17 protein-coding genes are annotated in these 23,941 nt (G+C 72.7%); 11 read left to right on the top strand and 6 right to left on the bottom strand.

The genetic code is table 11. The features are described from left to right. Positions 1–720, bottom strand: a complete 720-nt coding sequence (locus ACX9TP_RS45685) for a response regulator (RefSeq protein ID WP_482977009.1) — start codon at positions 718–720, stop codon at positions 1–3. 194 nt (positions 721–914) lie between these two features. Here ACX9TP_RS45685 and ACX9TP_RS45680 point away from each other — a divergent pair, with 194 nt between their 5' ends. From ACX9TP_RS45680 to ACX9TP_RS45670, 3 genes are all read left to right on the top strand, one after another. Then, positions 915–1,166 (top strand): hypothetical protein, encoded by a 252-nt coding sequence (locus ACX9TP_RS45680; protein ID WP_482977008.1) that lies wholly within the window; start codon positions 915–917, stop codon positions 1,164–1,166. 79 nt (positions 1,167–1,245) lie between these two features. Further along, positions 1,246–1,632 (top strand): response regulator, encoded by a 387-nt coding sequence (locus ACX9TP_RS45675; RefSeq protein ID WP_482977007.1) that lies wholly within the window; start codon positions 1,246–1,248, stop codon positions 1,630–1,632. 81 nt (positions 1,633–1,713) lie between these two features. Continuing rightward, positions 1,714–4,161, top strand: a complete 2,448-nt coding sequence (locus ACX9TP_RS45670) for a PAS domain S-box protein (protein ID WP_482977006.1) — start codon at positions 1,714–1,716, stop codon at positions 4,159–4,161. 17 nt (positions 4,162–4,178) lie between these two features. On the opposite strand, the gene ACX9TP_RS45665 is transcribed toward ACX9TP_RS45670, so the two are convergent. Further along, positions 4,179–4,547 carry a response regulator gene (locus ACX9TP_RS45665; protein WP_482977005.1) on the bottom strand — a complete coding sequence of 123 codons (369 nt, stop codon included), beginning with the start codon at positions 4,545–4,547 and terminating at the stop codon, positions 4,179–4,181. A gap of 108 nt (positions 4,548–4,655) precedes the next feature. Beyond that, positions 4,656–5,798 (bottom strand): serine/threonine-protein kinase, encoded by a 1,143-nt coding sequence (locus ACX9TP_RS45660; protein ID WP_482977004.1) that lies wholly within the window; start codon positions 5,796–5,798, stop codon positions 4,656–4,658. 389 nt (positions 5,799–6,187) lie between these two features. Here ACX9TP_RS45660 and ACX9TP_RS45655 point away from each other — a divergent pair, with 389 nt between their 5' ends. Both ACX9TP_RS45655 and ACX9TP_RS45650 read left to right on the top strand, forming a co-directional pair. After that, entirely contained in the window at positions 6,188–6,649 is a 462-nt protein-coding gene (locus ACX9TP_RS45655) for a hypothetical protein (RefSeq protein ID WP_482977003.1), read from the top strand. 348 nt (positions 6,650–6,997) lie between these two features. Beyond that, positions 6,998–7,402, top strand: coding sequence for a helix-turn-helix domain-containing protein (locus tag ACX9TP_RS45650; RefSeq protein WP_324289983.1), 405 nt, complete (start codon positions 6,998–7,000; stop codon positions 7,400–7,402). Positions 7,403–7,495: 93 nt separating this feature from the next. Here ACX9TP_RS45650 and ACX9TP_RS45645 read toward each other — a convergent pair whose 3' ends face one another. The 3 genes from ACX9TP_RS45645 to ACX9TP_RS45635 form a co-directional block, all read right to left on the bottom strand. Beyond that, on the bottom strand, positions 7,496–8,107 hold the full coding sequence (locus tag ACX9TP_RS45645) for a TIGR02265 family protein (protein WP_482977002.1): 612 nt from the start codon (positions 8,105–8,107) through the stop codon (positions 7,496–7,498). 496 nt (positions 8,108–8,603) lie between these two features. Then, positions 8,604–9,491 (bottom strand): hypothetical protein, encoded by an 888-nt coding sequence (locus tag ACX9TP_RS45640; RefSeq protein ID WP_482977001.1) that lies wholly within the window; start codon positions 9,489–9,491, stop codon positions 8,604–8,606. Continuing rightward, a complete protein-coding gene (locus ACX9TP_RS45635; protein WP_482977000.1) occupies positions 9,488–11,044 on the bottom strand; it encodes an OmpA family protein in 1,557 nt (518 codons plus the stop codon). The genes ACX9TP_RS45640 and ACX9TP_RS45635 overlap by 4 nt, the downstream gene beginning before the upstream one ends. A gap of 285 nt (positions 11,045–11,329) precedes the next feature. Between ACX9TP_RS45635 and ACX9TP_RS45630 the strand changes: the two genes are divergently transcribed. From ACX9TP_RS45630 to ACX9TP_RS45605, 6 genes are all read left to right on the top strand, one after another. After that, positions 11,330–14,209, top strand: coding sequence for a TonB family protein (locus ACX9TP_RS45630; RefSeq protein ID WP_482976999.1), 2,880 nt, complete (start codon positions 11,330–11,332; stop codon positions 14,207–14,209). Positions 14,210–14,473: 264 nt separating this feature from the next. Next, positions 14,474–16,765 (top strand): hybrid sensor histidine kinase/response regulator, encoded by a 2,292-nt coding sequence (locus ACX9TP_RS45625; RefSeq protein WP_482982330.1) that lies wholly within the window; start codon positions 14,474–14,476, stop codon positions 16,763–16,765. A gap of 113 nt (positions 16,766–16,878) precedes the next feature. Continuing rightward, positions 16,879–19,101, top strand: coding sequence for a DPP IV N-terminal domain-containing protein (locus tag ACX9TP_RS45620; protein ID WP_482976998.1), 2,223 nt, complete (start codon positions 16,879–16,881; stop codon positions 19,099–19,101). Positions 19,102–19,174: 73 nt separating this feature from the next. After that, complete coding sequence (locus ACX9TP_RS45615) at positions 19,175–21,202, top strand: sensor histidine kinase (RefSeq protein ID WP_482976997.1); 2,028 nt, start codon at positions 19,175–19,177, stop codon at positions 21,200–21,202. A 203-nt stretch (positions 21,203–21,405) separates the two neighbouring features. After that, complete coding sequence (locus tag ACX9TP_RS45610; protein ID WP_482976996.1) at positions 21,406–22,407, top strand: hypothetical protein; 1,002 nt, start codon at positions 21,406–21,408, stop codon at positions 22,405–22,407. A gap of 680 nt (positions 22,408–23,087) precedes the next feature. After that, positions 23,088–23,936 (top strand): MbnP family copper-binding protein, encoded by an 849-nt coding sequence (locus ACX9TP_RS45605; protein WP_482976995.1) that lies wholly within the window; start codon positions 23,088–23,090, stop codon positions 23,934–23,936. Positions 23,937–23,941: the final 5 nt, after the last annotated feature.

Genomic DNA, 23,941 nt, shown 5'->3' with positions numbered 1-23,941 from the left:
TCAGGACAGGCGGAGCAGGTCTGGCGGAAGCTCGATGGAGGAGGCGGTGAGCACGCGCTGCTCGTCGTCCACCTCCAGCACCACCCGCACGCCCCCCACCGTCACCAGCAGCGCGGGAGGCTCGCCCGGCAGCGCCATCAGCCACGTGGACGTCATGGGCAGCTCCGTGCCCACCAGCTCCGCCGCGCGCAGCAGGTGCAGCCGCATCCCATGGCACTGGGCCCGGGGCAGCAGGTCCAGCGAGAGCGCCACGTGCTCCTGGAGTCGCAGCGCATAGGGCCCGCGGGGCTCGCGGAGCTCGGGCTCGGGCAGGTGCCGCAGCCGCGCGCGCAGCTCGTCCAGCATCGCCTCCGGAGCGGCGGGCTTGCGCAGGTAGCCCACCACGCCCCCGAGCGGCGGCTCCTCGCCGTTCAGAGAGCCGGAGAACATCAGCACGTTCAGGTGCCGCAGCCGCTCGTTCGTCCGCAGCTGGCCGTACAGCTCCCAGCCGTCCATCCGCGGCAGCACCAGGTCCAACAGGATGAGGTCCGGGTGCCCGGCGCGCGGGTGGGTCTTCAGCCACTCCAGCGCTTCCACCCCATCCGAGGCGTGGGAGACGTGGATGCCCTCCGCGCGAGCGGCGTCCCCCAGGCGTTGTCGCCAGGTGGAGTCGTCCTCGACGAGGAGCAGATGGTGGGCGGGCCGGGACATGGCGCGAATGCTCGGTCGCGAGCGGAGCATGATTACTCCGGACGAAGACTTTGAGCCAGACAGGAAATGACCCCCCCGTTTCCTGGAGGACAGGGGCGGGATGTCTCGCACCGCACAGCGAAGTGTGGGGGACACCCCCCCGCATGGCCTCGGAAGCCGACGGCCGCATTGGACCCGCGGTACGGCTTGTTCCGCAGGATGGAACTGGTCAGTCTGGACGCACCATGGCCCTCCGCTTCCAGCTCGAGCCCCGGGCACTGCGCACCCTCCGCGGGTGTCCGTCCGCGGTGCGGGAGCAGCTGCAGTCGGAGCTCGGTGCGCTCGCCGCCGGTCTCCCGCTCGACGGGCCGCTCGTCACCGGGCGGGCCGGACTGGTGGTGCTCGACTCGGGCTTCCGCGTCCGCTACCACCTGGAGCTGGGCCACGGCCTGCTGCGCCTGACGCACATGCAGCCTCCACACGGGCACGTGCGCTGAGCGGAGGCCGCCGGGCAGGCGGCCCTCTGGCCGGTGTGGACCGGGGCTCCATGTCAGCCAGGGGTATTACCGTCATGGAATGGAAATCTCCGTCCCTGGTGTCGGCTCGGTCCTCGTGGTGGAGGACGACGCGGACCTGCGCGCCGCCGTCGCCGACATCCTGGAGGACGCGGGCTTCGAGGTGCACGTGGCGGAGAATGGCCAGGACGCCCTGCATGTCTTCGGGGAGCTGGGGCACCAGGGCGCGCGCCCCTGCCTCGTGCTGCTGGACTTGATGATGCCCGTCATGGACGGCTTCGCCTTCATGGAGCACGTGCGCGCGGACCCCGGGCTGAGCCAGGTCCCCGTCGTGGTGTTCTCCGCCTCGGTGAGCGAGCCGCCCGAGGGCGCCCGGGCCATGCTGCGCAAGCCCTTCGAGATTCCCGTCTTGCTGGACACCGTGGCCGGCTTCTGCGCCCAGGGCTGAGGCCCCGCGCTTTCGCTGCACGGCACTCCGCGCGGATTGCGGTTGTCGGCGGGCGCTCCGGGGACTTAATTGCCCGCCACCGTGTCCACCCCCCTGGCCGACTTCCTCCTCCAGCACCGGGACGCCATCATGGAGGCGTGGGAGGCGGAGGTGCGCGCCCTGCCCGCGGCTCGGGCCCTGTCGCGGCTCGCGCTGCGCGACGGCCTGCCCCGGCTGCTGGAAGTCGTCGCCATGCTGATGCGCGAGCGGCCCGAGGGCGGGGTGGCCTCGGGGCTGGGCGCCATTCCGGACCTGCACGCGCTGGAGCGGCTGGGAGAGGGCTTCGACCTGCGGCAGGTGGTGACGGAGTACCGCCTGCTGCGCGGCTGCGTGCTGCGGCTGTGGACGAGCCGGGCCGAGGCCGTCCCCGGCCCCGAGGCGGAGCGCCTCTTCCACGAGGCCATGGACGAGGCGGTGGCCGCCTCCGTCAGCCGCTACACCCGCGCGCGCGAGCGCACGCTGCAGGCCCTGGACCGCATCAGCACCGCCGCCCTGGGCAGCGAGGACGTGGCCGGCTTCCTCCCGCGCCTGCTACGCGTGCTGCGCGAGACGGTGGCCGCGGTGGACGTGGCCGCGGTGCTGCTGCGCGACGGGGACGGGCTGCGCGTGGAGAGCGTGGTGGGCGAGGGCCTGGAGCCCGGCGCCCGGGTGCCGGTGGGCGAGGGCTTCAGCGGCACCATCGCCGCCTCGCGCCAGCCGCTGCTGGTGCACGAGGCGGGCACGGACGCGCGGGTGGGGGAGCGCACGCTGCGCGAGGCGGGCCTGCGCGCGCTGTACGGCGTGCCCCTGGTGCTGGACGCGGAGCTGCTGGGCGTGGCGCTGATGGGCAGCCGCGCCACCAGCGAGCTGTCCGAGGAGGACCTGCTGCTGTTCCGGGCCATGGCGGCGCGCGCCACCGCGCTGTTGTCCCAGGCGCAGGCCCATGCCCGCGAGCGCCAGGCGCGCGCCGAGGCGGAGGCGTCCCTGGCACGGCTGCGCGAGAGCGAGGCCGGCCTGCGGCGCTGGGAGGAGGTCTTCACCCGGCTGGGCGTGGGCGTGGCGCTGGTGAGCGCGGAGGACAACATCCTGCGCGACGTGAATCCCGCCTTCGCGCGCATGCACGGGTACACGCCGGAGGAGCTGAAGGGGCGGTCGCTGGAGGACACCTTCGCGCCCGAGGCGCGAGGCGCGCTGCCCCGGCACGTGTCCGCCGCGCACTCCAAGCTCTCCCACGAGTACGAGTCGCTCCACGTCCGCAAGGACGGCAGCCGCTTCCCCGCCTTCTCCCACGTGACGGCCTTCCGCGACGAGACGGGCCGCGTGGTGCAGCGCGTGGCCACCGTGCTGGACATCACCCAGCGGCGCTCGGTGGAGGTGGACCGGCAGCGGCTCCTGGCGGCGATCGAGGCAGAGCGGGCGCGGCTGGCCTCGGTGCTGGACCAGATGCCCGCCGGCGTCTTCATCGCCGAGGCCCCCGGCGGGCGGCTGTTGATGACCAACCGGCAGGTGGAGGTGCTCACCGGCCAGTCCTTCCACGCGTCCTCCGCGGCGGAGGACGCCACGCGCGGCTACCCCGAGGTGCTGCACCCCGACGGGCGGCCGTACACTCCCGAGGAGCGGCCGCTGATGCGCAGCGTCCTCCACGGCGAGGTGGTGCGCGGCGAGGAGCTGCTCCTGCCGCGCGCGGACGGCCAGCGGTTGACGGTGCTCGTCTCCAGCGCGCCCATCCGCGACAGGGACGGCGCCATCGTCGCCGCCGTGGCCACCATGGTGGACGTCACCGAGCGGCGCCGCGCGCAGGAGGCCGCCCTGCAGGCCGCCCTCTTCGGCGAGCGGCTCATCGCCATCGTCAGCCACGACTTGCGCAACCCCCTCAACGCCATCCAGCTGTCCGCCACGCAGCTGCTGCACAGCGAGACACTGGCCGAGCGCGAGCGGCGGCTCGTCACCCGGCTGGCCCGCTCCGCGGACCGGATGCGGCGCATGATTTCGGAGCTGCTGGACTTCACCCGGGGACGGCTGGGCGGCGGCATCCCGGTTCAACGCGTGGCCGGGGACGTGCGCGCGGTGGTGCGGCAGGGCGTGGAGGAGCTGGAGGCGGCGTGGCCGGAGCGCAGCCTGCGCGTGCAGGTGGAGCCGGGCCGCTACGAGGGCCAGTGGGACGCGGACCGGCTGCTGCAGGTGGTGAGCAACCTGGGCGGCAACGCGCTCCAGTACGGCCCGCCCGAGTCCCCCGTCACCTTCCGCCTGTCGGACGCGGGCGACGCGGTGGTGCTGGAGGTCCACAACGGGGGTGAGCCCATTGCGCCGGAGATGCTGCCGCGCCTTTTCGACCCGTTCCGGCGCGGCGTCTCCGCCGGCCACGCGGGGGGCTCGGGCGCCGGCCTGGGGCTGGGGCTCTACATCGTCGAGCAGGTGGTGAAGGGCCACGGCGGACGCATCGAGGTGCGCTCCGTCTCCGAGGAGGGCACCACCTTCCGGGTGACGCTGCCTCGCGCGCCGCCGGACTGAAGGTCAGCCGCCCGCCCTCAGTTCATCCCCACCACGCGCGTCAGCGTGTCGCGCAGCTCGCCCAGGTCCACCGGCTTGGGCACGGTGGCGCGCACGCCCTCGGGCAGCGGCTGCGAGCTGCCCGCGCCGGACACCACCACCACCGGCAGGGCGCGCAGCCGCGTGTCCTCGCGCACGTGGCGCATCAGCTCCCAGCCGCTCATCACCGGCATCATCAGGTCCAGCAGCACCGCGTCCGGCATGGGCGGGCGGCGCAGGCGCTCCCACGCGGACAGGCCGTTGCCCGCCGTCTCCACCTGGAAGCCCTCCAGCGTGAGGAATTCCTCCAGCAGCTCGCGGCTGTCGGCGTGATCTTCCACCAGGAGGACGAGGCTGGGCGTGGACATGGGCCCCAGCCTTGTACCGGGGTCCACTGGCCGCCAGGGCCGTACTGTGAAGGCGTCCTCCCGCCGACGCCCGGAGTGTCCGGGAGGACACGCTGGGGAGGTGGGGTGTCAGGCGGTGGTGTCGTCTTCCGGGAGGAGCCGGTCTTCCGTGGCTTCCTCGGGGGACTCGCCGCCCTGGACGCGCAGCGCGGCGTAGCGCAGGCCGGCCAGCTCCGCGAGGGCCTCCGCGCGACCGAAGGACTGGCCGGTGCGGCGCAGGTGCTCGCGCAGGGCGCGGGCCAGCTCCGCGGCGGTGGTGAAGCGCTCGGCCCGGTCCGGGGCGAGCGCCTTCTGGACGACGGGCACGAGGGGGGCGGGCACCGCGCGCGTGGCGTCCTCCAGGTCCGCCCGGGAGTAGGCGAGGATGCGTTTCGTCAGCTCGTGCGTGGCGGCGTGGCGGACGGCCTCGTGCATGGCGGCGTCCAGCCCCGGCTGAAGGGAGGCGGAGTCCCGGACGCGCGCGCGCTCGCGGCGGCGGGCTTCGGCGTCGAAGCGGTCCGCGCCCTCGAAGAGGTGGCGGCCGGTGAGCAGTTGGAGCAGGACGATGCCCAGGGCGAACAGGTCCGCGCGCGCGTCCAGGCCCAGCTTGGCCACGTGCTCGGGCGCCGCGTAGGCGAGGCTTCCCGGCAGGTCCGGCCCGTCGGTGGCCACGCGTCCCGGCAGCCGGGACCAGGCGGCGCCGAAGTCCAGCAGCTTCACCGCGCCGTGCTCGGTGACGAGGACATTGTGGGGGCCCACGTCGCGGTGCACCACCTCCAGCGCGCGGCCGTGCTCGTCCATGAGGCCGTGGGCGTGGTGGAGCGCGTCCGCGACTTCCGCGGTGACGTAGAGGGCGAAGCCCTCCGAGAAGGGGAGCCGCGCGCGGGTGGAGGCCTCCAGGAGCGCGTCCAGGCGGTGGCCGGGCGTGTGCTCGAAGACGAGCACCGGCGCGTCGTCGGGGCCCTTGAGGTGGTGCACGGCGACGAGGTTGGGGTGGTGCAGCTGCGCGCTGAGGCGCCCCTCCTCCAGCAGCCGGCGCGGGGCCCCGTCCACCGCGTGCAGCGGGCGCTTGAGGACGGCATAGCCGCCGAAGCCCCGGTCATACAGGCGCCGGGTGAGCACCAGCTCCCCGTGGTGGGCGGGGCCCAGCATGCGGACGAACTCGTAGGTCGTGCGGCCGGAGCGCAGCAGCACCTGTGGCGGCGGGGGGACTTCGGACGGCAGGGACGACATGGCGGCTCTCCTGGGGCCGGCGGACCTCCCACGTCGGCCGGCTCACCTTCCGAGTATGGTCGTCCTGTTTCCGGAAGTCACCCTGTGGGTAGTGCCCCGCCCCGCACCTCCGCCCGGGCCGCGCACCGGGGGCCTGGAATCAATCAATATCAAGACAGACACCCGCCGGACGCCGCCCGGCGTGCGTCCCGTCTGCCGTCCATGACGGGAATGGCTGTCTTTGAGCTGGGAGTGGGTTGGGTTTCAACGATGTCACGCAGTCATGCGCTCCCCGCGCTCGCGGCGCTGTTCCTCCTTGGCGGTCGTGAGGGCGGCCTTCCTCCGGAAGCCTCCTCCGCGCCGGTGGGGCAGCGGGTGGCGCTGGGGGCCTGGACCTGTCCGCGCTGGACGTGGCCGCCTCGTGCGAGGCCACCGCGGCCGGCTCGCTCATCTTGCCGGAGGGCACCACGAAGGTGTTCGTCGTCGCGGACGGGGACGGCATCTTCCGGGAGGACAACTGCGGGGGGACGCTCGACATGCAGCAGGCGGCAACCCTCACCCGCGTCCACTCCGACGAGCAGGACGACGCCCTGTCGCTGCTGCGGGTGCTGGCCTGCGATGACATCCAGCTGAGCCCGGACCGCAAGTCCGCCATGGTCCGCGCCGAGGCCGCGCTGCTGGGCAACGGCCGCGTCTACACCTTCACCTACGAGGTCCGGGACGGCGCCGGCAACGCCGCCACCGGCACGTGCGACGTCCGCGTCCCGGCGCTGCTCGGCCGGCCCGCCGTCGACTCCGGCCCGGCCTTCTGCCAGGGCACCGGCTGCCCGCAGGGCACGACGGACCACGGCCTGCTCTGCTCGCTGCTGTAGCCACCGGCCTGGCGCCGCCCTACCCGGGGAGTGACTCCCCGGGTGGGGTGCGTCGGGGGATTCGAGGGGGAAATCCGGGATGTAGTCCCAGGTGGGATACACGCACTGTCCCAGGCGCGGGGGGACGGGGCGGGTGGGGGCGCGGCGGGGCTCCCCGGGGCGGATACACTACCCGCCATATCGGTATATCGCCTGCTGACTTGCTGGGTTATAAGTCGGGAAGCCCGCGACCGGGGGCGGCTTGTTCCTGCTCAGGCCGTGGCTTCGGTCCGAACTCAGAAGGTTGACGTGGTGAAGACCCACCCTGAAGGTTCCGCTACCCCCCGCAGGCGGCCCCGGCTCCGCAGTGTGACGGACCGCGCGAGGAAGTCGCGTCAGCAACTGGAGCGGCGCCTGGCGGCGAGTGTTGGCGAGGAGGCCCGGATTGCGCGGCTGCGCGCGGGGCTGACGCAGGCGGACGTCGCGGAGCGCATCGGCATCGCGGCGGAGGTGTACGGGCGCATGGAGCGCGGGAAGATGATGCCCAGCGTGCCCACCCTGTTCCGGCTGTGCCTGGCCCTGCGGCTGTCCGCGGACGTGGGCATGGGGCTCGTCACGGCGGCGTCCGTGGGCGCGGCCCTGTGGGAGGACGAGTCCCGGGACAAGGACCACCTGCCGGAGATGCGCCGGCTGCTGCGGACGCTGCGCCGCATGTCGCGCGGCCAGCTCAAGCTGATGAACCAGGTCGCCGCCGCCATCCTCCCCCAGCGGTGAGCCCGGCCCCTGCGGTGCGCCCGGCTCCGGCGGTGCGCCCGGCCCCTGCCCGGAGCAGGCGTTCCGGGCGGGTGTCTGTCTTTCGGCGCGCCCTCAGCGCCAGGACACCGCGTACTCCATTGTGAGCACGCCGGTGTCGCGCCCGTGGACCTCGATGTCCCGCGCGCCCCCCGCCTCCAGCACCGCGGCGAGGACGCCCTCGTGGTACGCGGGCGGCATGAAGTTGCGCTTCATGGTGAAGCTGCCGCTCGTCGGCCCCGTCCACGTCATGCCGCGCTCGCCGTAGCTCACCGACAGGCGGAAGGCCGTGTGGAGCTGCTCGAGGAGCAGCCGGGGTTCGTCGCGGGCGAGCATCCGCAGCGTCCTCCCCGCGACGGACTCGAAGAAGTCGTGCGTGGCCTGCTGGCCCAGGCGGCGGTGGGCCTCCTCGAAGCCCCCGCACGCGTCCGCGAGCACGTGCGCCGCAAGGAAGGAGAGCTGCAGGAAGTGGGTGACGGGGTAGGAGTAGAAGTCGAGGTAGCGCTTCTCCGGCAGCAGCTTCCGGCACTCCGCCTCCAGCGCGGGGCCGCCCAGCCGCCGCACCGTCTCCAGGACGCCCCGGAAGAACATGCCGCGGGTGGTGTCCTCGGGCGTGGCCAGCGCGCACCGCTGCTTCAGCGAGCGCTCCACCTCCGGGGCCATGGGGCGGACCCGGAGGGTTGTCATGACGTCGGGTTCCGGCTTCAGCGAGAGATGCGGTTGCATGGGCGGGGATGGGCAGTCGGGTGCCGCACGCAGCTTGCGCGTGTCCGCACTTGAAGAGGGGAGGGGTGGCGCCGTGTGCGACGGAGCGGCCTCGAATCGGGTTCCCGCGTACGCTGTTTTTCCGCGATTGAGGTAGTGTTCAGTTAACAAATGGTTTCTTGAAAGGCAAATGCAGTCTTTGCGCGTGCTGCATGTCTTTGCCGGCAGTGCGGCCATGCAGGCTCGGGCGGTGTCTCGGTGTAAGGGATTCCCCCGGGGTGCGGTCCGCCTCCCCACTGTATCGGTGTGAGGAATTGCGACTCCGAGAGTCGCAGGGCCTCCCGGCGGGGCGCACCGGGGGCTGGCTGCCGGGTTGGCGCTGGGGGACTCGGTGGATGCCCACACTGTGGGCCGTGCCGTGTCGCTCCCAGCGCCGGGCCTGAGCCGCTCGCCCCCTCCGTTGGCCCCGCTCGGGGTGTCAGTGCCCGCGCCGCCGGCGCAGCGCGAGCACCAGGAGCACCAGCCCCGCGATTGCGCCCGGGGCCGGCGCGCCGGTGCAGCCCATGCCCGCGCCCAGGTAGTCCAGCGCTTCGGCACCCGGCGTGTCGTCCGGAGGCACGGGGTCCGGCCGTCCCCCGTCATCGCCCGCGCCCCCGTCTCCGTCCGCGGTGCCCCCGTCTCCGTCCGCGGTGCCCGCGTCCTCACTACCTCCCGGGTTCGTCCCACCGTCCACGTCGCCTCCCGGGTTCGTCCCCCCATCCACGTCGCCGGAAGGGCCCCCGTCGTGGGCCGCGGGGCCCGCATCGCTTCCGGACGCGCCCCCGTCCGCTCCCGCGTCACCCGCGGGCGTGCCGCCGTCGGTGTCGCCCGTGCCCGCGTCGCCGCCGGACGGGCCGCCATCCGCGCCCGTCCCCGCGTCACCTTCGGGCACGCCGCCATCACCGCCCGGGCTGCCGGCGTCGAGCGGCGGCGGGACTTCCCCCACCGTCCACTCCCAGAGGGCGGGCGACTCGTCCACCTTGTTCGTCCGCCGGTTGAACGCGTACACCCGGAAGGTGTGCAGCCCCAGCGCGAGGCCCTCGCCGTGCCAGGTGCCGTCGTGGCAGGGCACGAACTGCTCCTCTTCATCCAGCATGCACCAGAACTCGGCGTCTTCCGGTTCGTCCGCGTTGGACGTGAAGGTGAAGTCGGCCGTGGTGGACGTCGTGAGCTCATCCGGATGGGTGAGGAGGTAGGTCTCCACTTCATCCCATTCGCCGGCGAAGGCGGCCGGCACGCACAGCAGCGCCATCCCCAGCAGCACGAGCCAGCCGGCCACGCGCGCCACCCCGGCGCGCACCAGGTCGAACGTCGGCGGGGCAATCATGGCGTGGCCTCCCGGGCGCTGCCCGGCATCGCGGTGGCGGGTGGGGTGATGTGGAACTCCACGCGGCGGTTGCGCTCGCGTCCGGCGGTGGTGTCGTTGGTGTCCGCGGGCACGTCCGGGCCCCGGCCCACCGCGCGCAGCCGCGTCCCCTCCACGCCGCGCCGCTCCAGTTGCCGGCACACCGACTCCGCGCGCGCCTGGGACAGGCGCCGGTTGTACGAGGCCGGGCCGATGTTGTCCGTGTGCCCCTCCACCACCACCCGCTCCAGCTCCGGGTGCTCGCGCAGCACCTTCGCCACCTGGTCCATCAGCGGGTAGGAGCGCGGCAGCACCTCCGCGCGGTCGAAGGCGAAGAAGATGCGCTCGGTAATCTCCAGCGTCTTCTCGGTGAGGTAGACCACCTGTCGCACCGACTCCGGGCAGCCCTGGTTGGACGGCGGGCCGGGCTCGCGCGGGCAGTTGTCCATGCCGTCCGCCACGGTGTCCTCGTCCTGGTCCAGCACCTCCTCGACGTCGGGCTCGGGCGGCGCCGCGCCGTCCTCCACCTCGGGCTCCAGCACGGCCAGGGCGTCCTCACCGGGCAGTCCTTCGCGCGCGCCGCCGGGCTCCGGCTCGCGCGCCAGCACGGGCAGCGGGACGGGAGGGGCCTCCTGCTTCACGCGCAGCGGGTCGAAGCCCACGCCCATCAACACGCGGAAGACGGGCACGCCGGGGGCGACGCCCAGGCCGGGGCCTCCCAGGGCGAACACCTCGAAGCGCTCGCTGAAGAGGTAGCGCGCGCCGGCCAGCACCTCGCCGGACCACAGGGCGCCGCCGTTGAGCGGCGCGGCGGCGCGCAGGGTCAGCTCGCCTCGCAGCGTGCCGTCCACGTTCGTCACCCCCAGCGCGAAGGGCAGCTCCGAGCCCACCGCGTGCGTGCCCACCTGCACGCGCTCCCGCAGCCGCGTGCCCGCCTCCACCGACACGCGCATCCGGTCGAACGTCCGGCCCGCCGCGAGGCGCGGCGTCACGCTCCAGCGCCCGTCGCCCATGAGCGCCTCGCGCCGCCCCAGCGGCAGGCCCGCGTCCACCTCCGCCGCCAGGTCCACCAGCGCGCCATCCGCCTCGCGCAGCAGGCCCACGCGCGCGCGCACCAGCGGCGTTCCGATGCCGGAGCGCCGCAGCTCTCCCACGCCCAGCGCCGCCAGCGACATGCCGCCCTGGCCCAGCAGCACCGGCACCGCCGCGCCCACCTCCAGGCGCGGGTGCGGCGCGACGGCCACCGCCAGGTGCAGCAGCGCGCGCTCGCGCACCACCTCACCCACGCGGCGCCCGTCACGCACCATGACGAGCGGGTGGTGCTGGTAGTGCGTCACCACCGCCAGCCGCAGCGCGCCCGGCTCCAGCAGCAGGCCGTCCGAGCCCAGCAGCGCACCGCGCGAGGTGGGCGTCACGGTGAGGCGCTCGAGGTCGAAGGCGGGCAGCGGCTCGGCGGCCACGGCGGCCGTGCCCGAGAGGAGCGACAGCACGGCGCACGCCAGCCGGCTCCAGGTCGAAGGGGATGTGAGTCTCATGGAGGGGGGTTCTCCGGGGTGGAGAAGAAGGTGGGGAGCACCCCCGCCCGCGTCCTCCCGCCCCGGTGGTCGACCCGCGTGTCCTTCCCCCGACGAGGACTCCCACATCGTCCACCCGCTGACGGAAGCGGGGAACTTCGACGGGATGAGAGCAGTCAGGCGTGGGCCTTTGCCCGGGGGCGCTTGTCACCCTGGCCCGTCCCTGGCCTCATGGGGCCAGGGGCCGACTCGAAAAACATCGTGAAGCACATGACTCGTGGACAGAGGCGGAGGGGGCGTCCCCGGATGTGCGCGCTCGTGGTGGCGCTCGCGCTGCTCGTGCCGGCGCTGGCGGCCCGGGCGCAGGACGTCGGCGCGCCCGACGCGGCCGTGGCCGGCCCTCGGGAAGTCGAGCGGGAGCTGTCGCACACGGACGCGGGCTGGGCCGTGGACCCGGGCGCCGCCGCCTCGGGGGCGGAGTCCGCCGCGGACGCGGGCACGCCGCAGCAGGCCTTCGTGCCGCCGGCGCTGGTGGCGGACTCGCCCGCGCCGTACCCGCCGCAGCTCGCGGCGGAGGGCGTGGCGGGCGTGGTGAAGCTGGAGCTGCTCATCGACGAGGCGGGCGAGGTGGAGTCCGCCTCGCTGGTGGACTCGCTGCACCCGCAGCTGGACCGGGCCGCGCTGCATGCCGCGCCCTCGCTGCGCTTCAACCCGGCCACGCTGGACGGGCTGCCGGTGCGCGTGCGCCTGTTCTTCGAGTACCGCTTCGAGGCCCCCGTGCCGCTGGCGGGCGTGGACGGCGGCGTGGCACCCGAAGGGCCCGTCACGCTGCGCGGCCTGGTGCGCACCCGCGGCAACCGCCGTCCCATCGCCGGCGCCACGCTGCTGTCGGATGCGCTGCCGGACGCGCCGGTGCAGGCGGACGAGCATGGCCGCTTCGAGGCGCGCTGGCCCGCGGGCTCGCACAAGGTCCGCGTGGTGGCGCCAGGCCACAAGCCCTTCGTCTTCCGCGAGAAGCTCAACGCGAAGGAGGCGCTGGAAGTGGTGTACGGGCTGGAGCCGCTCGTCATCAATCCCTACGAGACGGTGGTGCGCGGAGACAGGGACCGCACCGAGGTGAGCCGCGTCACGCTGCACGACGCGGAGCTGCGCGAGGTGCCCGGCACCATGGGCGACCCGTTCCGCGTCGTCATGCTGATGCCGGGCGTGGGCAGCATGCTGTCCGGCGTGGCCTACCCGGTGGTGCGCGGCAGCCAGCCCTCGTCCACGGGCTACTTCCTCGACGGCATCCGCGTCCCCATCCTCTTCCACCTGTTCCTCGGCCCCGCCGTCATCCACCCGGACTTCATCGACGCCATCGACTTCTATCCGGGCACGCCGCCGCCGAAGTACGGGCGGCTGATGGGCGGCGCCATCGAAGGGCGCCTGAGCCGCCCGCGCGACGACGGCGTCCACGGCAGCGCCTACGCGGACCTCATCAACGCGGGCTTCTTCATCGAGACGCCCTTCGAGGACACCCGCACCAACGTCAGCCTCGCCGGCCGCTATTCGTACACGCCGTGGATCATCGCGCTCGCGGCCAACAGCCTCCAGGCCCCGCCCGCGCCGGGCCGGGAGAACCCGAAGGTGGTGCTGGACTTCTGGGACTACCAGGGCCGCATCGAGCAGGACATCGGGAAGGGCAAGCTGCGGCTGTTCGCCTTCGGGTCCTCGGACACCTTCGGCAGCGAGGCGCAGGACGACTTCAGCACCACGGCGCTCCAGTCCATCATCTTCCACCGCGTGGACCTGCGCTACCGCCACCCGGTGGGCCCCGGCGAGCTCGAGGTGGGCGCCACGTGGGGGCTGGACCGCTTCTCCATCATCAACGAGGACGTGGCCGACAACGCCAACGCCATCTACATCGACCAGGGCACCCTGTCCGCGCGCCTGGGCTACACGATGACGGTGTCCCCGACGCTCTCGCTGCGCGGCGGCGCGGACATCGACTCCAAGCGCGCCATCGTCGACATCTTCGACGAGACGCGGGACAGCTCCGAGGAGGTGGAGACGGCGCCCGTCGCGCTGGGCACCTTCATGGGCGCGTACGCGGAAGTGGTGTGGCAGCCCGACGACAAGTGGTCCGTGGTGCCCGGCCTGCGCATGGACAACTACCACCTGTCGCCCGGCATCGACCACGCCGCGCTGGAGCCGCGCCTCACCGTGCGCAGGAAGATGTCGGAGACGCTCACCCTCAAGGGCGGCGCGGGCCTCTTCCACCAGCCGCCCACCTCCCTCATCAGCCTGCCCGTGGTGGACGTGGGCAGCCTGCTGCTCGGGCTCCAGGAGGGCATCCAGGTCTCCGCGGGCGCCGAGTGGAAGGCGTGGCGGGGGCTGGAGGTGGGCCTGGACGTCTACGTCAACCCCATGGTGCGCACCATCGAGCTGACGCCCTTCTCCGACGAGGGCCTGGTGGACGACGTGGACCCCGACCTGCCCGACGACGTGGACGTGACGAAGGGGGCCCGCCAGGCGCGCGCCCTGCGCCGCGCCTTCCAGGAGGAGGACGACGACGATGACGGCGGCGGCCTCATCCCGGACCGGGGCGACATCGACTTCCCGGACTTCACCAGCAACGGCCTGGCGTACGGGTTGGAGGTGCTCATCCGCCACCCGCTGGGGAACAACTGGTTCGGGTGGCTCTCCTACACGCTGCAGCGCAGCACCCGCCTCACGCGCTTCTACCGCCACGACGGCGCGGGCAACGTCATTGGCGAGGCCGAGAAGGACCTGCCCTTCGTCTTCGACCAGACGCACATCGTCAACCTGGTGCTCAGCTACAAGTTCTCCAACAGCATCACGGTGGGCGGGGTGGTGCACTTCAACAGCGGCCGCCCGGAGTACGGCGCCCTGGGCACGCAGACGCACCGCCAGGGCGAGGACGACGCGCGCCGGCCCGCGTGGGTGAAGTCGGACCGGGACGAGGTGGACCGGCTGCCGGGCTTCTTCCGCTTCGACCTGCGGCTGTCCAAGGCGTGGGTCTACGACTCCTTCAACCTGGAGGCGTACCTGGACATGCTCAACGTCACCATCAGCCGGGAGACGGTGGGCTTCGAGTACAACGGCGGTGGCGGACGGCCGCTCACCAAGGAGGCCGTCGGGCTGCCCGTCGTCCTGCCCATCCTCGGAGTGAAGGGCCGCTATTGAGCAGGGGGAATGATGGATAGCGCACGCTTACCCGCCCGCCCCGCCGCCGTGCGGGGCACGCGCCCCGCCGCAGCGGTGTAATCGTAAGCTCAGGCTTGTTCCCAGGGGCCCCGCCCTCGGGGAGTCATGGGCCCGGACGCACTCCGGACCGCCGAACACCCAGGTGACCTCTTCATGTTCCAGGACGGGATTCCGACGATGGCCGAGTGGATTGCGCGACTGGGGGTTCCCGCTCGCCGCCATGCGGTGACAGCGCCGAACCTCATGCTGGCGCCAGAGCTGCTGCCGCCCCCCGACGAGTCCTCGCACCACGCCGTCCTGGCGGGAAGCGATGCGCCCGCGGTGCTGATGGTGGATGACAACCCCGCCAACCTGGTGTCGCTGGAGGCCATCCTCGAGCCGCTCGGCGTGCGGATGGACAAGGCGCCCTCCGGTGAGCAGGCGCTGCGCTTCCTGCTGCGCGAGGAGTACGCCGTCATCCTGCTCGACGTGCGCATGGCGGGGCTGAGCGGCTTCGAGACCGCGGCGCTCATCAAGCAGCGCGAGCGCACGCGCAACGTCCCCATCATCTTCCTCACCGCCTACGGCCGGGACGACGTGGAGCTCATCACCGGCTACTCCGCCGGCGCGGTGGACTTCCTGCAGAAGCCCTTCCCGCCGGAGGTGCTGCGCTCGAAGGTGTCCGTCTTCGTAGACCTGTTCCGCGCGCAGCAGCAGGTGCGGCGCCAGTCGGAGCTCCTGAAGCAGAAGGAGGCCGAGGCGCGCGACGCCGCGCTGCGGGCGTCCGGCTACATCGACCGGCTGCGCGACTTCGCCGCCTGCCTGTCCGAGGCGGGGACGGTGGAGGAGGTCTGCCGCGCCCTCTTCGAGCAGGGGTTGGTGGCGGCCGGAGCCAAGGCGGCGGCCGTCAACCTGCTGGACGAGGCCGGCGAGGCGCTCGAAGTCGTGGACTCCATCGGCTACTCGGAAGCGGTGCTGGCGCAGTGGCGCCGGATGCCGCTGTCCTCGCCCATTCCCCTCACCCGGTCGGTGCGGGAGCAGCGGCCCGTGTGGCTGGGCTCGCTGGAGGAGTGGCAGGAGCACTATCCGGACGTGGACGCGCGCGGCGTGCACGAGGCGGCTGTCTCGCTGCCGCTGCTGGTGAAGGGCCGGGCGGTGGGCGCCATCGGTCTGTCCTTTGCCCGCCCGCGCGCCTTCACGGAGATGGACCGGGCCTTCTTCACCGCGCTGGCGCACGCGTGCGCGCAGGCGCTGGAGCGGGTGCGGCTGTCCACCGACGAGCGCCGGGCCCACGAGCAGGCGCGCGCCTCGGCCGCGCGGCTGCGGTTGCTGGGTGAGGCGTCGGACGCGTTCAGCGTCACCAACCGCGACCTGGAAGGACTGCTGGACACCATCGCCCGGTACGTGGCGCGGCAGCTCGCGGAGGCGTGTGCGCTCTACCTCCTGTCCGCTGACGGAGAGCGGCTGGAGCTCCAGACCTTCCACCACGAGAATCCGGAGGCGGAGGCGCTCTACCGCTCGGTGCTCCAGATGCCGCTGCGCTCCGGCGAGGGCTTCAGCGGGCGCGTGCTGGAGTCCGGCCAGTCCCAGCTCATCCCGGTCCTGACGCAGGAGGCGCTGCTGGCCATGCTGCAGCCGGAGCGGCAGGAGGCGGGCCGGCGCTTCCCCATGCACAGCCTGGTGGGCGTGCCGCTGCGCATGCAGGGCCGCGTGGTGGGCGTGCTGACGCTGTGCCGCTTCAGTCCGGGCCGGCCGCCGTTCACACGGGACGACCTGGGGCTGCTGGAGGAGCTGGCGGCGAAGGCGGCCATCTCCATCGAGAACGCGCGCCTGTTCACGGAGCAGCGGCGCGCGCAGGAGGAGCTGCGGCGGCGGGCCGAGTTCGAGCAGCAGCTGGTGGGCATCGTCTCGCATGACCTGCGCAACCCGCTGGCGGCCATCTCCATGTCCGCGGGGCTGATGGAGAAGAAGGGCGAGCTGTCCGACTCGCAGAAGCGCATGGTGGTGCGCATCAACCAGGCCACCGAGCGCGCGGCGCGGATGATTCGCGACCTGCTGGACTTCACCAAGGCGCGGCTGGGCGGCGGAATCGCGCTGCACCGGCAGGCCACGGACCTGAAGGACGTGGTGCACCAGGTGGTGGACGAGGTGCTGGTGGCGCACCCCGGGCGGCACGTGGAGCTGGATGTGGCGTCCGAGCTGAAGGGTGAGTGGGATTCGGACCGCATCTCGCAGGCGCTGACGAACCTCTTGAGCAACGCGCTGACGTACAGCCCTCCCGGCGCGCCGGTGCGGGTGGGCGCGCGGCTGGACGGGGACACGGCGCTGCTGTCCGTCTTCAACGGTGGCACGCCCATTCCCGCGGAGCTGCTGCCGCGCCTGTTCGAGCCGATGACGCGCGGCACGCTGAAGGAGGGCCAGTCCAGCCGGAGCATCGGCCTGGGGCTCTACATCGTCCGCGACATCGTCCGTGGCCACGGCGGCGGCGTGGACGTGGTGTCCTCCGAGGAGCACGGCACCACCTTCACCGTGCGGCTGCCCCGGCACGGCGCCTGAGCCGCGCTTGCCGTGCCGCTGTACCCGCACGGAGCCTGGAGTAGGGTGGGGTCCCAGTGACCCCTCGCAGTCACGGAGCGGCAACCTCTGACACGGGGGGGGCCGACCCCCGCATGCGCTACCTCCTCGCGGCGCTCGTCCTGCTGAGCGCTCCCGTCCTGGCCCAGCCGAAGCCCGCGCCGCCCTCCGCCCCCAAGGAGGATTCCTTCCTCCGGCAGCTGTCCGAGACGCGCAACTTCAACCTCGGGCGTCCCGGCTTCGGCAGCATCACCCCCGACGAGAAGACCGTCTTCTTCCTCCGGGGCCAACCGCCCTCCGGCGCACAGACGCTCTTCGCCTTCGACGTGGCGACGGGCCAGACGCGCGAGGTGCTCACCCCGGAGTCGCTCCTCAAGGGCGCCGAGGAGACGCTCACCTCCGAGGAGAAGGCCCGGCGCGAGCGCATGCGCATGGTGGCCTCCGGCTTCGCCTCCTTCGCGCTGTCCAAGGACGGCGAGCGCCTCCGTCTATCGCTGTCCGGCCGCCTCTACGTCGTCGAGCGCACCTCCGGAAAGGTGACGGAGCTGAAGACGGGCCCGGGCACCATCGACCCGCAGTTCTCCCCCGACGGCCGCCAGGTCGCGTACGTGCGCGACAACGACGTCTACCGCGTCGACCTCGCCTCCAACACCGAGTCCCGCGTGACGCGCGGCGGGACGCCGGAGAAGACGCACGGCCTGGCCGAGTTCCTCGCCCAGGAGGAGATGGGCCGCTTCTCCGGCTTCTGGTGGAGCCCGGACTCGAAGCTCATCGCCTACGCCGAGTCCGACACCTCCGAGGTGGAGCAGTTCACCATCGTCGACGTCATGCACCCCGAGCGCGGCGCCCAGCGCTTCCCCTATCCGCGCGCGGGCAAGGCCAACGCGAAGGTGCGTCTGGGCCTCACGCCCGTGACGGGCGGCAGGACGACGTGGGTGGACTGGGACGCGAAGAAGTACCCGTACCTCGCCTCCGTCGCCTGGCCGGCGAAGGGGCCGCTGACGCTGCTGGTGCAGAACCGCCTGCAGACCGAGGAGCAGGTGCTCGCCGTGGACGTGAAGACGGGCCGCACGCGCGTGCTGCTCACGGAGAAGGACGACGCGTGGCTGGACTTGCACCCACCCTTTCCCGAGTGGCTCCCGGACGGCAGCGGCTTTCTCTGGCTCACCGAGCGCAACGGCGCGCCGGAGCTGGAGCTGCGCGGCGCGGACGGCGCGCTCGTGCGCTCGCTGGTGAAGCCGGACGCCGGCTTCCGCGCCCTGGTGCGCTACCTCCCCCAGGAGGACACGGTGTACTTCCTCGGCGGCCCCAACCCCACCGAGCGCTACCTGTGGCGCATGGTGAAGGGCGGGGCACCCACGCGCGTGACGTCGGGCGGTCCGGCGCTGGAGCACGCGCGCATGAGCGAGAAGGGCAACCTCGCCGTGCTCTTCACCGAGGGGCCCACGAGCCTGCGTCGCGCCCTGGTGCTGAAGGCGGACGGCACGCGCGTGGGGGAGCTGCCCTCCGTGGCGAAGGAGCCGCCCTTCCAGCCCCGCCTCGAGGTCCGCCAGGTGGGCAAGGAGCGCTTCTGGGCGTCCATCGTCCGCCCGCGCGACTTCAAGCCCGGCGTGAAGCTGCCCGTCATCGTCGACGTGTACGGCGGCGCCATCATCACCAGCGTCCACCAGAGCATGGCGCAGAGCCTCATGTCGCAGTGGATGGCGGACCAGGGCTTCCTCGTCGTGAAGTTCGACGGGCGCGGCACCCCGCTGCGGGGCAGCGCGTGGCTGCACGCCGTGAAGTACAACCTGGGGCTGGTGACGCTGGAGGACCAGGTCGCCGCGCTCGAGGCGCTCGCGGCGGAGATGCCCGAGGTGGACCTGCGGCGCGCGGGCATCGTCGGGTGGAGCCACGGCGGCTACATCAGCGCGCTCGCCGCCATGGAGCGGCCGGACGTCTTCAGGGCCGCCGTCGCCGGCGCGCTGGTGGCGGACTGGCGCGACTACGACACGCACGTCTCCGAGCGCCTCCTCGGCATGCCCGACGAGCACCCGGAGGCCTATGAGAAGAGCTCGCTGCTCACCTACGCGAAGCAGGACAAGCCCATCGGCCGGCTGCTGCTCATCCACGGCACCGCGGACGACAACGTCTACTTCTTCCACACGCTGAAGCTGTCGGACGCGCTGTTCCGCGCCGGCAAGCCGCATGAGTTGCTGCCCCTCAGCGGCCACACGCACATGGTGGGCGACCCCCTCGTCAACCAGCGCATGTGGGAGCGGGTGATGCGTCACTTCAAGGAGTCCCTGTCCGCCCTGCCGGGTACGGCGGCCCGCTGAGCGCGCGAAGTGCTCACGGGTGAGCACTGGGCCGGGGGGCCGTACCCCGGGACAGGCTCGCTCCGGTGGGGACATGGCACTCTTTTCCTCCACCGCATGCTTCGTGCCGCGGGTGTGGCGGCGCGCGCTGGGGGAATCGCCGATGGTGGGTCTGTCATCACTCCCAGGGTCCGCCCTGGCATGGACGCCCCATGCCGGGAGCCCGGCGCCCTGCCTCTTCTTCGAGCCGGTACGGAGCCCCTCCGGGGAGGTGCTCGACTTCCAGTGGACGTCGTACAACGCGGCGGCCGGGGACGTGGTGCGCGACTGGGGGCTGGACGCCCACCTGTCGCGCTGGCCCGCCGACGGGGTGAGCGGCCTGGAGGTGGAGGACTGCGTGCGCCTGGGCGCCACCGGCGTGCCGCTGTCCGTCCCGCTGCGGGTGCGCTGCGAGGGCCTGGACGCGCGCTTCCAGGCGGTGGCGGTGAAGGAGGGCGAGGGCTTCTCGCTGTGGCTCCTGCCCCCGGTGGAGGAGGACGCCCAGGCGCTGCGCGAGACGCTGGAGCGCGAGCGCGAGGCGCGGCGCAAGGCGGAGGCCGCGCTGGAGGGCGCGAGCGCGCTGCGGGCCCGCGAGGAATTGCTGCGGCTGGCGCTGGCCACCGCGCGCATGGTGGCGTGGGAGTGGACGGAGGCGCGCCGCGCCGTCACCTGGTCGCAAGAGGCGGACGCCTTCTTCGGGCAGCTCCCCGGCACGCTGGGCAGCTCGCTGCCGGGCTTCCTCTCGTGCGTGGTGGTGGAGGACCGGCCCCGCGTGGCGCGCGCCATTGAACAGGCGCTGGCGGCGGACGGCCCCTACACCCTCAAGTTCCGCTGCCGGCACGCGGACGGCGCCACGCACTGGTACGAGGCGGTGGGGCAGGGCGTGCGCGACGGCGAGCGCGCGCACCGCATGGTGGGCGTCGTCATGGACTGCACCGAGCGCGAGCAGGCGGAGGCCACGCTGCGCGAGGCGGAGGAGCGCTACCGGCTGGCGGCGCGCGCCACCCATGACGTGCTGTGGGACTGGGAGCTGGGCGCCGGCACCGTGCGCTGGGAGGCCAGCCCGGGGGAGTGGTTCGGCTACGGCCAGCAGCCCTCCATCCACGGGCTGGACTGGTGGCAGGCCCGCGTGCACCCCGACGAGCGCGACGCGGTGGCCGCCGGGCTGCGCGCCTTCGTGGCCTCCACGGGCGCCGCGTGGCAGGCCGAGTACCGCTTCCAGCGCGGTGACGGCTCCTGGGCCCACGTGCTGGACCGGGGCGTGCTCGCGCGCGACGCGGCGGGCCGGCCGGTGCGGATGATTGGCTCCATGATGGACATCACCGAGCGCCACCGCGCCCTGGAGCGCCTGTCCGAGGAGGCCCGCTTCCGCGAGCGCTTCATCGGCATCCTCGGCCATGACTTGCGCAACCCGCTCAACGCCATCTCCCTGTCCGCGCGGGCCATGCGGCGTCGCACCCCTCACAATTCCAACCAGCAGCAGCTGGCCCAGCGGATTGAAACGAGCGCGGCGCGGATGGGGACGATGATTTCAGACATCCTCGACCTCACCCGCGCGCGGCTGTCCGGCGGCATCCCCCTGAACCTCGCGCCGGCCAACCTCGCCACCCTGTGCCGTCAGGTGGTGGAGGAGCTGTCCGCCGCGTGGCCGGACCGCCACATCGCCTTCGACGTGGACGGCCGCGCCGACGGCGTCTGGGACGCGGACCGGCTGGCCCAGGTGGTGAGCAACCTCGTCGGCAACGCGCTGGAGCACGGCGCGCAGGACGCCCCGGTGATGCTGCGCTGCGAGGAGCAGGACACCTGGCTCGTCCTGGAGGTCCACAACCCCGGCTCGCCCATCCCCGCCCCGCAGCTCGCCACGCTGTTCGACCCCTTCCGTCAGGCCGCGACTGCGCGCGAGAAGGGCCGGCGTCGGGGTGGTTTGGGACTCGGCCTGTTCATCGTGCGAGAGATTGTCCAGGCCCATGGCGGCAGCGTGCACGTGAGCTCGTCCGAGCGCGACGGCACCACCTTCACCGTGTCACTGCCGCGTGACGCACGGCAGGTGCGCGCGCCCTCGAACGCGGCGCGCGATACATGAATAAAACCTGAGTCATTCCAGACGCGAGCGTCTTCCGTACGTCTGTCCAACGACAGAGCGTCATGCGGCGCACGGAGTACGTGTTTGCCGCAGGACCGAGTTGGTCGATCTGCACGTGGGGACACCTGTCAGTCCGCGCGGGAAGCCTTACCGGTTGTCATGACCGCACGAACCGCGGTCACCCCCAACGCGGAGGCAGTCCCATGCGCCACCTCATCCCGCAGACCTCTTCCCACTCCGAGGTCACCCGCAGCCGGAGCCGCCATCCGCGCGGATGGGGTTGGGTGCCCGTGCTGCTATGCGTCGCGGCCATCGGCTGCGGCCCCGCCGAGCAGGGGATGGAGCTGGAAGGCGAGTCCCTCGGCACCCACGCGGACGGGCTGATGTCCCAGAACGGCCTGTCCACCAACGGCCTGTCCACGAACGGCCTGTCGACGAACGGGCTGTCCACGAACGGCCTGTCCACGAACGGCCTGTCCACGAACGGCCTGTCGACGAACGGCCTGTCCACGAATGGCTTCAGCACCTGGTTCGGGACGAACCCCGCGAAGGCGGACGAGGTGATGCGGTACATCGCGCGGTGCGCGCTGGGCTCGGGGCAGTCGCTCACGTACACGTACGGAGGCACCACGTACACGTGGACGGGCGTGCTGGGGCTGGCGCCGGGCTGGGCGGGCGGCGCGTCGGCGACGCTGGCGGAGCAGCAGGTGGTGTCCGGCTGCCTGGCCGCGCACGTGAACAAGTACGGCGTGCACCTCAACATCTCCGTGCTGGGCCGCGACGCGACGGGGGTGGCCATCCCCATCGGCACCGACGAGCTCACCACCTTCAACCAGCCGGAGGCGGTGTTCTTCGGCAACCTCTTCAACGGCGAGGGGCTCTTCGTGGGCAACGACGCGGACTACCTCTCGTACAACCAGAGCACGGTGCGCGCGTGCGGCCTGTCCCAGTGGGCCGGCGACCCGGACTGCGCCGTGGTCATCGGCCATGTGGGCTCCGCCAGCACGTACTGCCAGCTGGACACGTCGCGCAACTACTACAAGACGTGCACGTACAACGGGAAGGTCTACCGCCCCATCACCACCCGCATCCGCACGCAGGACATCTACACCTGCGGCGACGGCACCTGCCAGCTCTCCGAGCACTGCGGCACCAGCAACACCGCCGCGAGCTGCCAGGCCGACTGCGGCGTCTGCCCCCCGTGAGTGCGGCATCCCGGTGTTGACCGAGGCAGGCCCCGCGGCCGCGTGCGCGTCGATGGCCTCCGCCCGCTGGCGCACCGCCTCGGGAGTGTCGAAGTCCACGCCTGGAGGAGCGCCCTCGCGGGCCCAGTCCGCCACGCCGGCGCTGTGACACGCCAGGCAGTGCGTCCGCGGGAAGGCGCTCCCGAAGTCCGAGGCCCTGGGGCCTCCTTCGGAGGGCCCCCCCGCACCGGACGCCCGCGGGTGCGCCGCGTCATGGCGGGGCGCCTCGGAGTCTCCGCCCCCGCCGCCGCCGCCCTCGCCGTGGCTGCCCCCATGTCCCAGGCTCAGTCGCGCCAGGGCGAGCGGGGGCAGGACACGGGACAGCGTGCGCGCGGACATGTCAGCCTCCAGGAATCGAGAGAATGGGATGGGTAGGGCCGGACGCCCCCGAGGGCCAGCGCACCGGAGGGCAGGGCCGCGTCCGCTTCTTCACGTAAGGGCCGGCGATATGTCCTGAACGCCGCCACGTTCCCGACCCCAGACGCAGAGGGTGTCCCACCGTGGGCGCCGGGCCGTGCCGTGCCCGGCCCGACACACACGGTGGGCGCCGCGACAACATGCCACAGCGGCCGGGCCGGGCCCCTCTGCTACCCATCCCGTCGTCAGGGTGGCCCCCGCCCACCCTTCGTGGAGGTCGTTGAATGAATGCCGTCCTGAAGTCCGCAGGCCTGTGGCTGTTGCCGTCCCTGTTGCTGCTGCAGGGCTGTGCCGAGAAGGAGAAGACGTACCAGGTACGCTTCAGCCCGCAGGTCCGTGAGCAGCCCCTGACGTGCGGGACGAGCTACACGGATATCGGCACCTCGCGCGGCGTCATCGAGCTGCTCGACTTCAAGATGTACGTCCGGGACGTCACCCTGGTGCGCGCCAACGGCGAGCGGCACGCGCTGGCGCTGGAGCAGGACGGCACGTGGCAGCGCGACACCCTGGCCCTGCTGGACTTCGAGGACGGCACCGGCACCTGTGACACCGGCAGCCCGCTGATGCGCCGCGAAGTCGTGGGCACCGCGCCCGAGCACGACGACTACACGGGCCTGGAGTTCAAGGTGGGCCTGCCCCCGGACATGAACCACCTGGACGGCGCCACCGCGCCCGCGCCGCTCAACGCGCCCGGCATGTGGTGGAGCTGGCAGGGCGGCTACAAGTTCCTGCGCCTGGACGTGCGCACCGCCGCCAATGACAGCTACTACTTCCACCTGGGCGCGGCCGGCTGCCGGGGCTCGGTGGCCGAGGGCTTCACCTGCGCCTCCGACAACCAGGCCACGGTGACGCTGGACGGCTTCGACCCGGACTCCAGCACCGTGGTGCTGGACGCGGCCGGCCTCTACTCGGAGCTGGACGTGGAGCGCGTGCCGGACGGGACGTCGGACATGATGGCCGGCTGCATGTCCAGCGCGGCGGACCCGGAGTGCGCGACCTTCTTCAAGCAGGTCGGCCTGTCCGTGGACGGCAGCGCGCTGTCCCGGCCCGACACCTTCTTCCGCGTCCGCTGAAAGCC

It is taken from the genome of Pyxidicoccus sp. M15, from assembly GCF_056858435.1.
The sequence above is the reverse complement of the archived record's forward strand: the minus strand, read 5'-3'. Positions and strand labels throughout refer to the sequence as shown.

Bases quoted from the DNA above. Each gene is read 5' to 3' on its own strand.
- ACX9TP_RS45645 (WP_482977002.1), bottom strand. From the start codon at position 8,107: ATGACAACCCTCCGGGTCCGCCCCATGGCCCCGGAGGTGGAGCGCTCG.
- ACX9TP_RS45635 (WP_482977000.1), bottom strand. From the start codon at position 11,044: ATGAGACTCACATCCCCTTCGACCTGGAGCCGGCTGGCGTGCGCCGTG.
- ACX9TP_RS45680 (WP_482977008.1), top strand. From the start codon at position 915: ATGGCCCTCCGCTTCCAGCTCGAGCCCCGGGCACTGCGCACCCTCCGC.
- ACX9TP_RS45660 (WP_482977004.1), bottom strand. From the start codon at position 5,798: ATGTCGTCCCTGCCGTCCGAAGTCCCCCCGCCGCCACAGGTGCTGCTG.
- ACX9TP_RS45605 (WP_482976995.1), top strand. From the start codon at position 23,088: ATGAATGCCGTCCTGAAGTCCGCAGGCCTGTGGCTGTTGCCGTCCCTG.
- ACX9TP_RS45615 (WP_482976997.1), top strand. From the start codon at position 19,175: ATGGCACTCTTTTCCTCCACCGCATGCTTCGTGCCGCGGGTGTGGCGG.
- ACX9TP_RS45620 (WP_482976998.1), top strand. From the start codon at position 16,879: ATGCGCTACCTCCTCGCGGCGCTCGTCCTGCTGAGCGCTCCCGTCCTG.
- ACX9TP_RS45685 (WP_482977009.1), bottom strand. From the start codon at position 720: ATGCTCCGCTCGCGACCGAGCATTCGCGCCATGTCCCGGCCCGCCCAC.
- ACX9TP_RS45675 (WP_482977007.1), top strand. From the start codon at position 1,246: ATGGAAATCTCCGTCCCTGGTGTCGGCTCGGTCCTCGTGGTGGAGGAC.
- ACX9TP_RS45610 (WP_482976996.1), top strand. From the start codon at position 21,406: ATGCGCCACCTCATCCCGCAGACCTCTTCCCACTCCGAGGTCACCCGC.
- ACX9TP_RS45640 (WP_482977001.1), bottom strand. From the start codon at position 9,491: ATGATTGCCCCGCCGACGTTCGACCTGGTGCGCGCCGGGGTGGCGCGC.
- ACX9TP_RS45625 (WP_482982330.1), top strand. From the start codon at position 14,474: ATGCTGGCGCCAGAGCTGCTGCCGCCCCCCGACGAGTCCTCGCACCAC.
- ACX9TP_RS45665 (WP_482977005.1), bottom strand. From the start codon at position 4,547: ATGTCCACGCCCAGCCTCGTCCTCCTGGTGGAAGATCACGCCGACAGC.
- ACX9TP_RS45630 (WP_482976999.1), top strand. From the start codon at position 11,330: ATGTGCGCGCTCGTGGTGGCGCTCGCGCTGCTCGTGCCGGCGCTGGCG.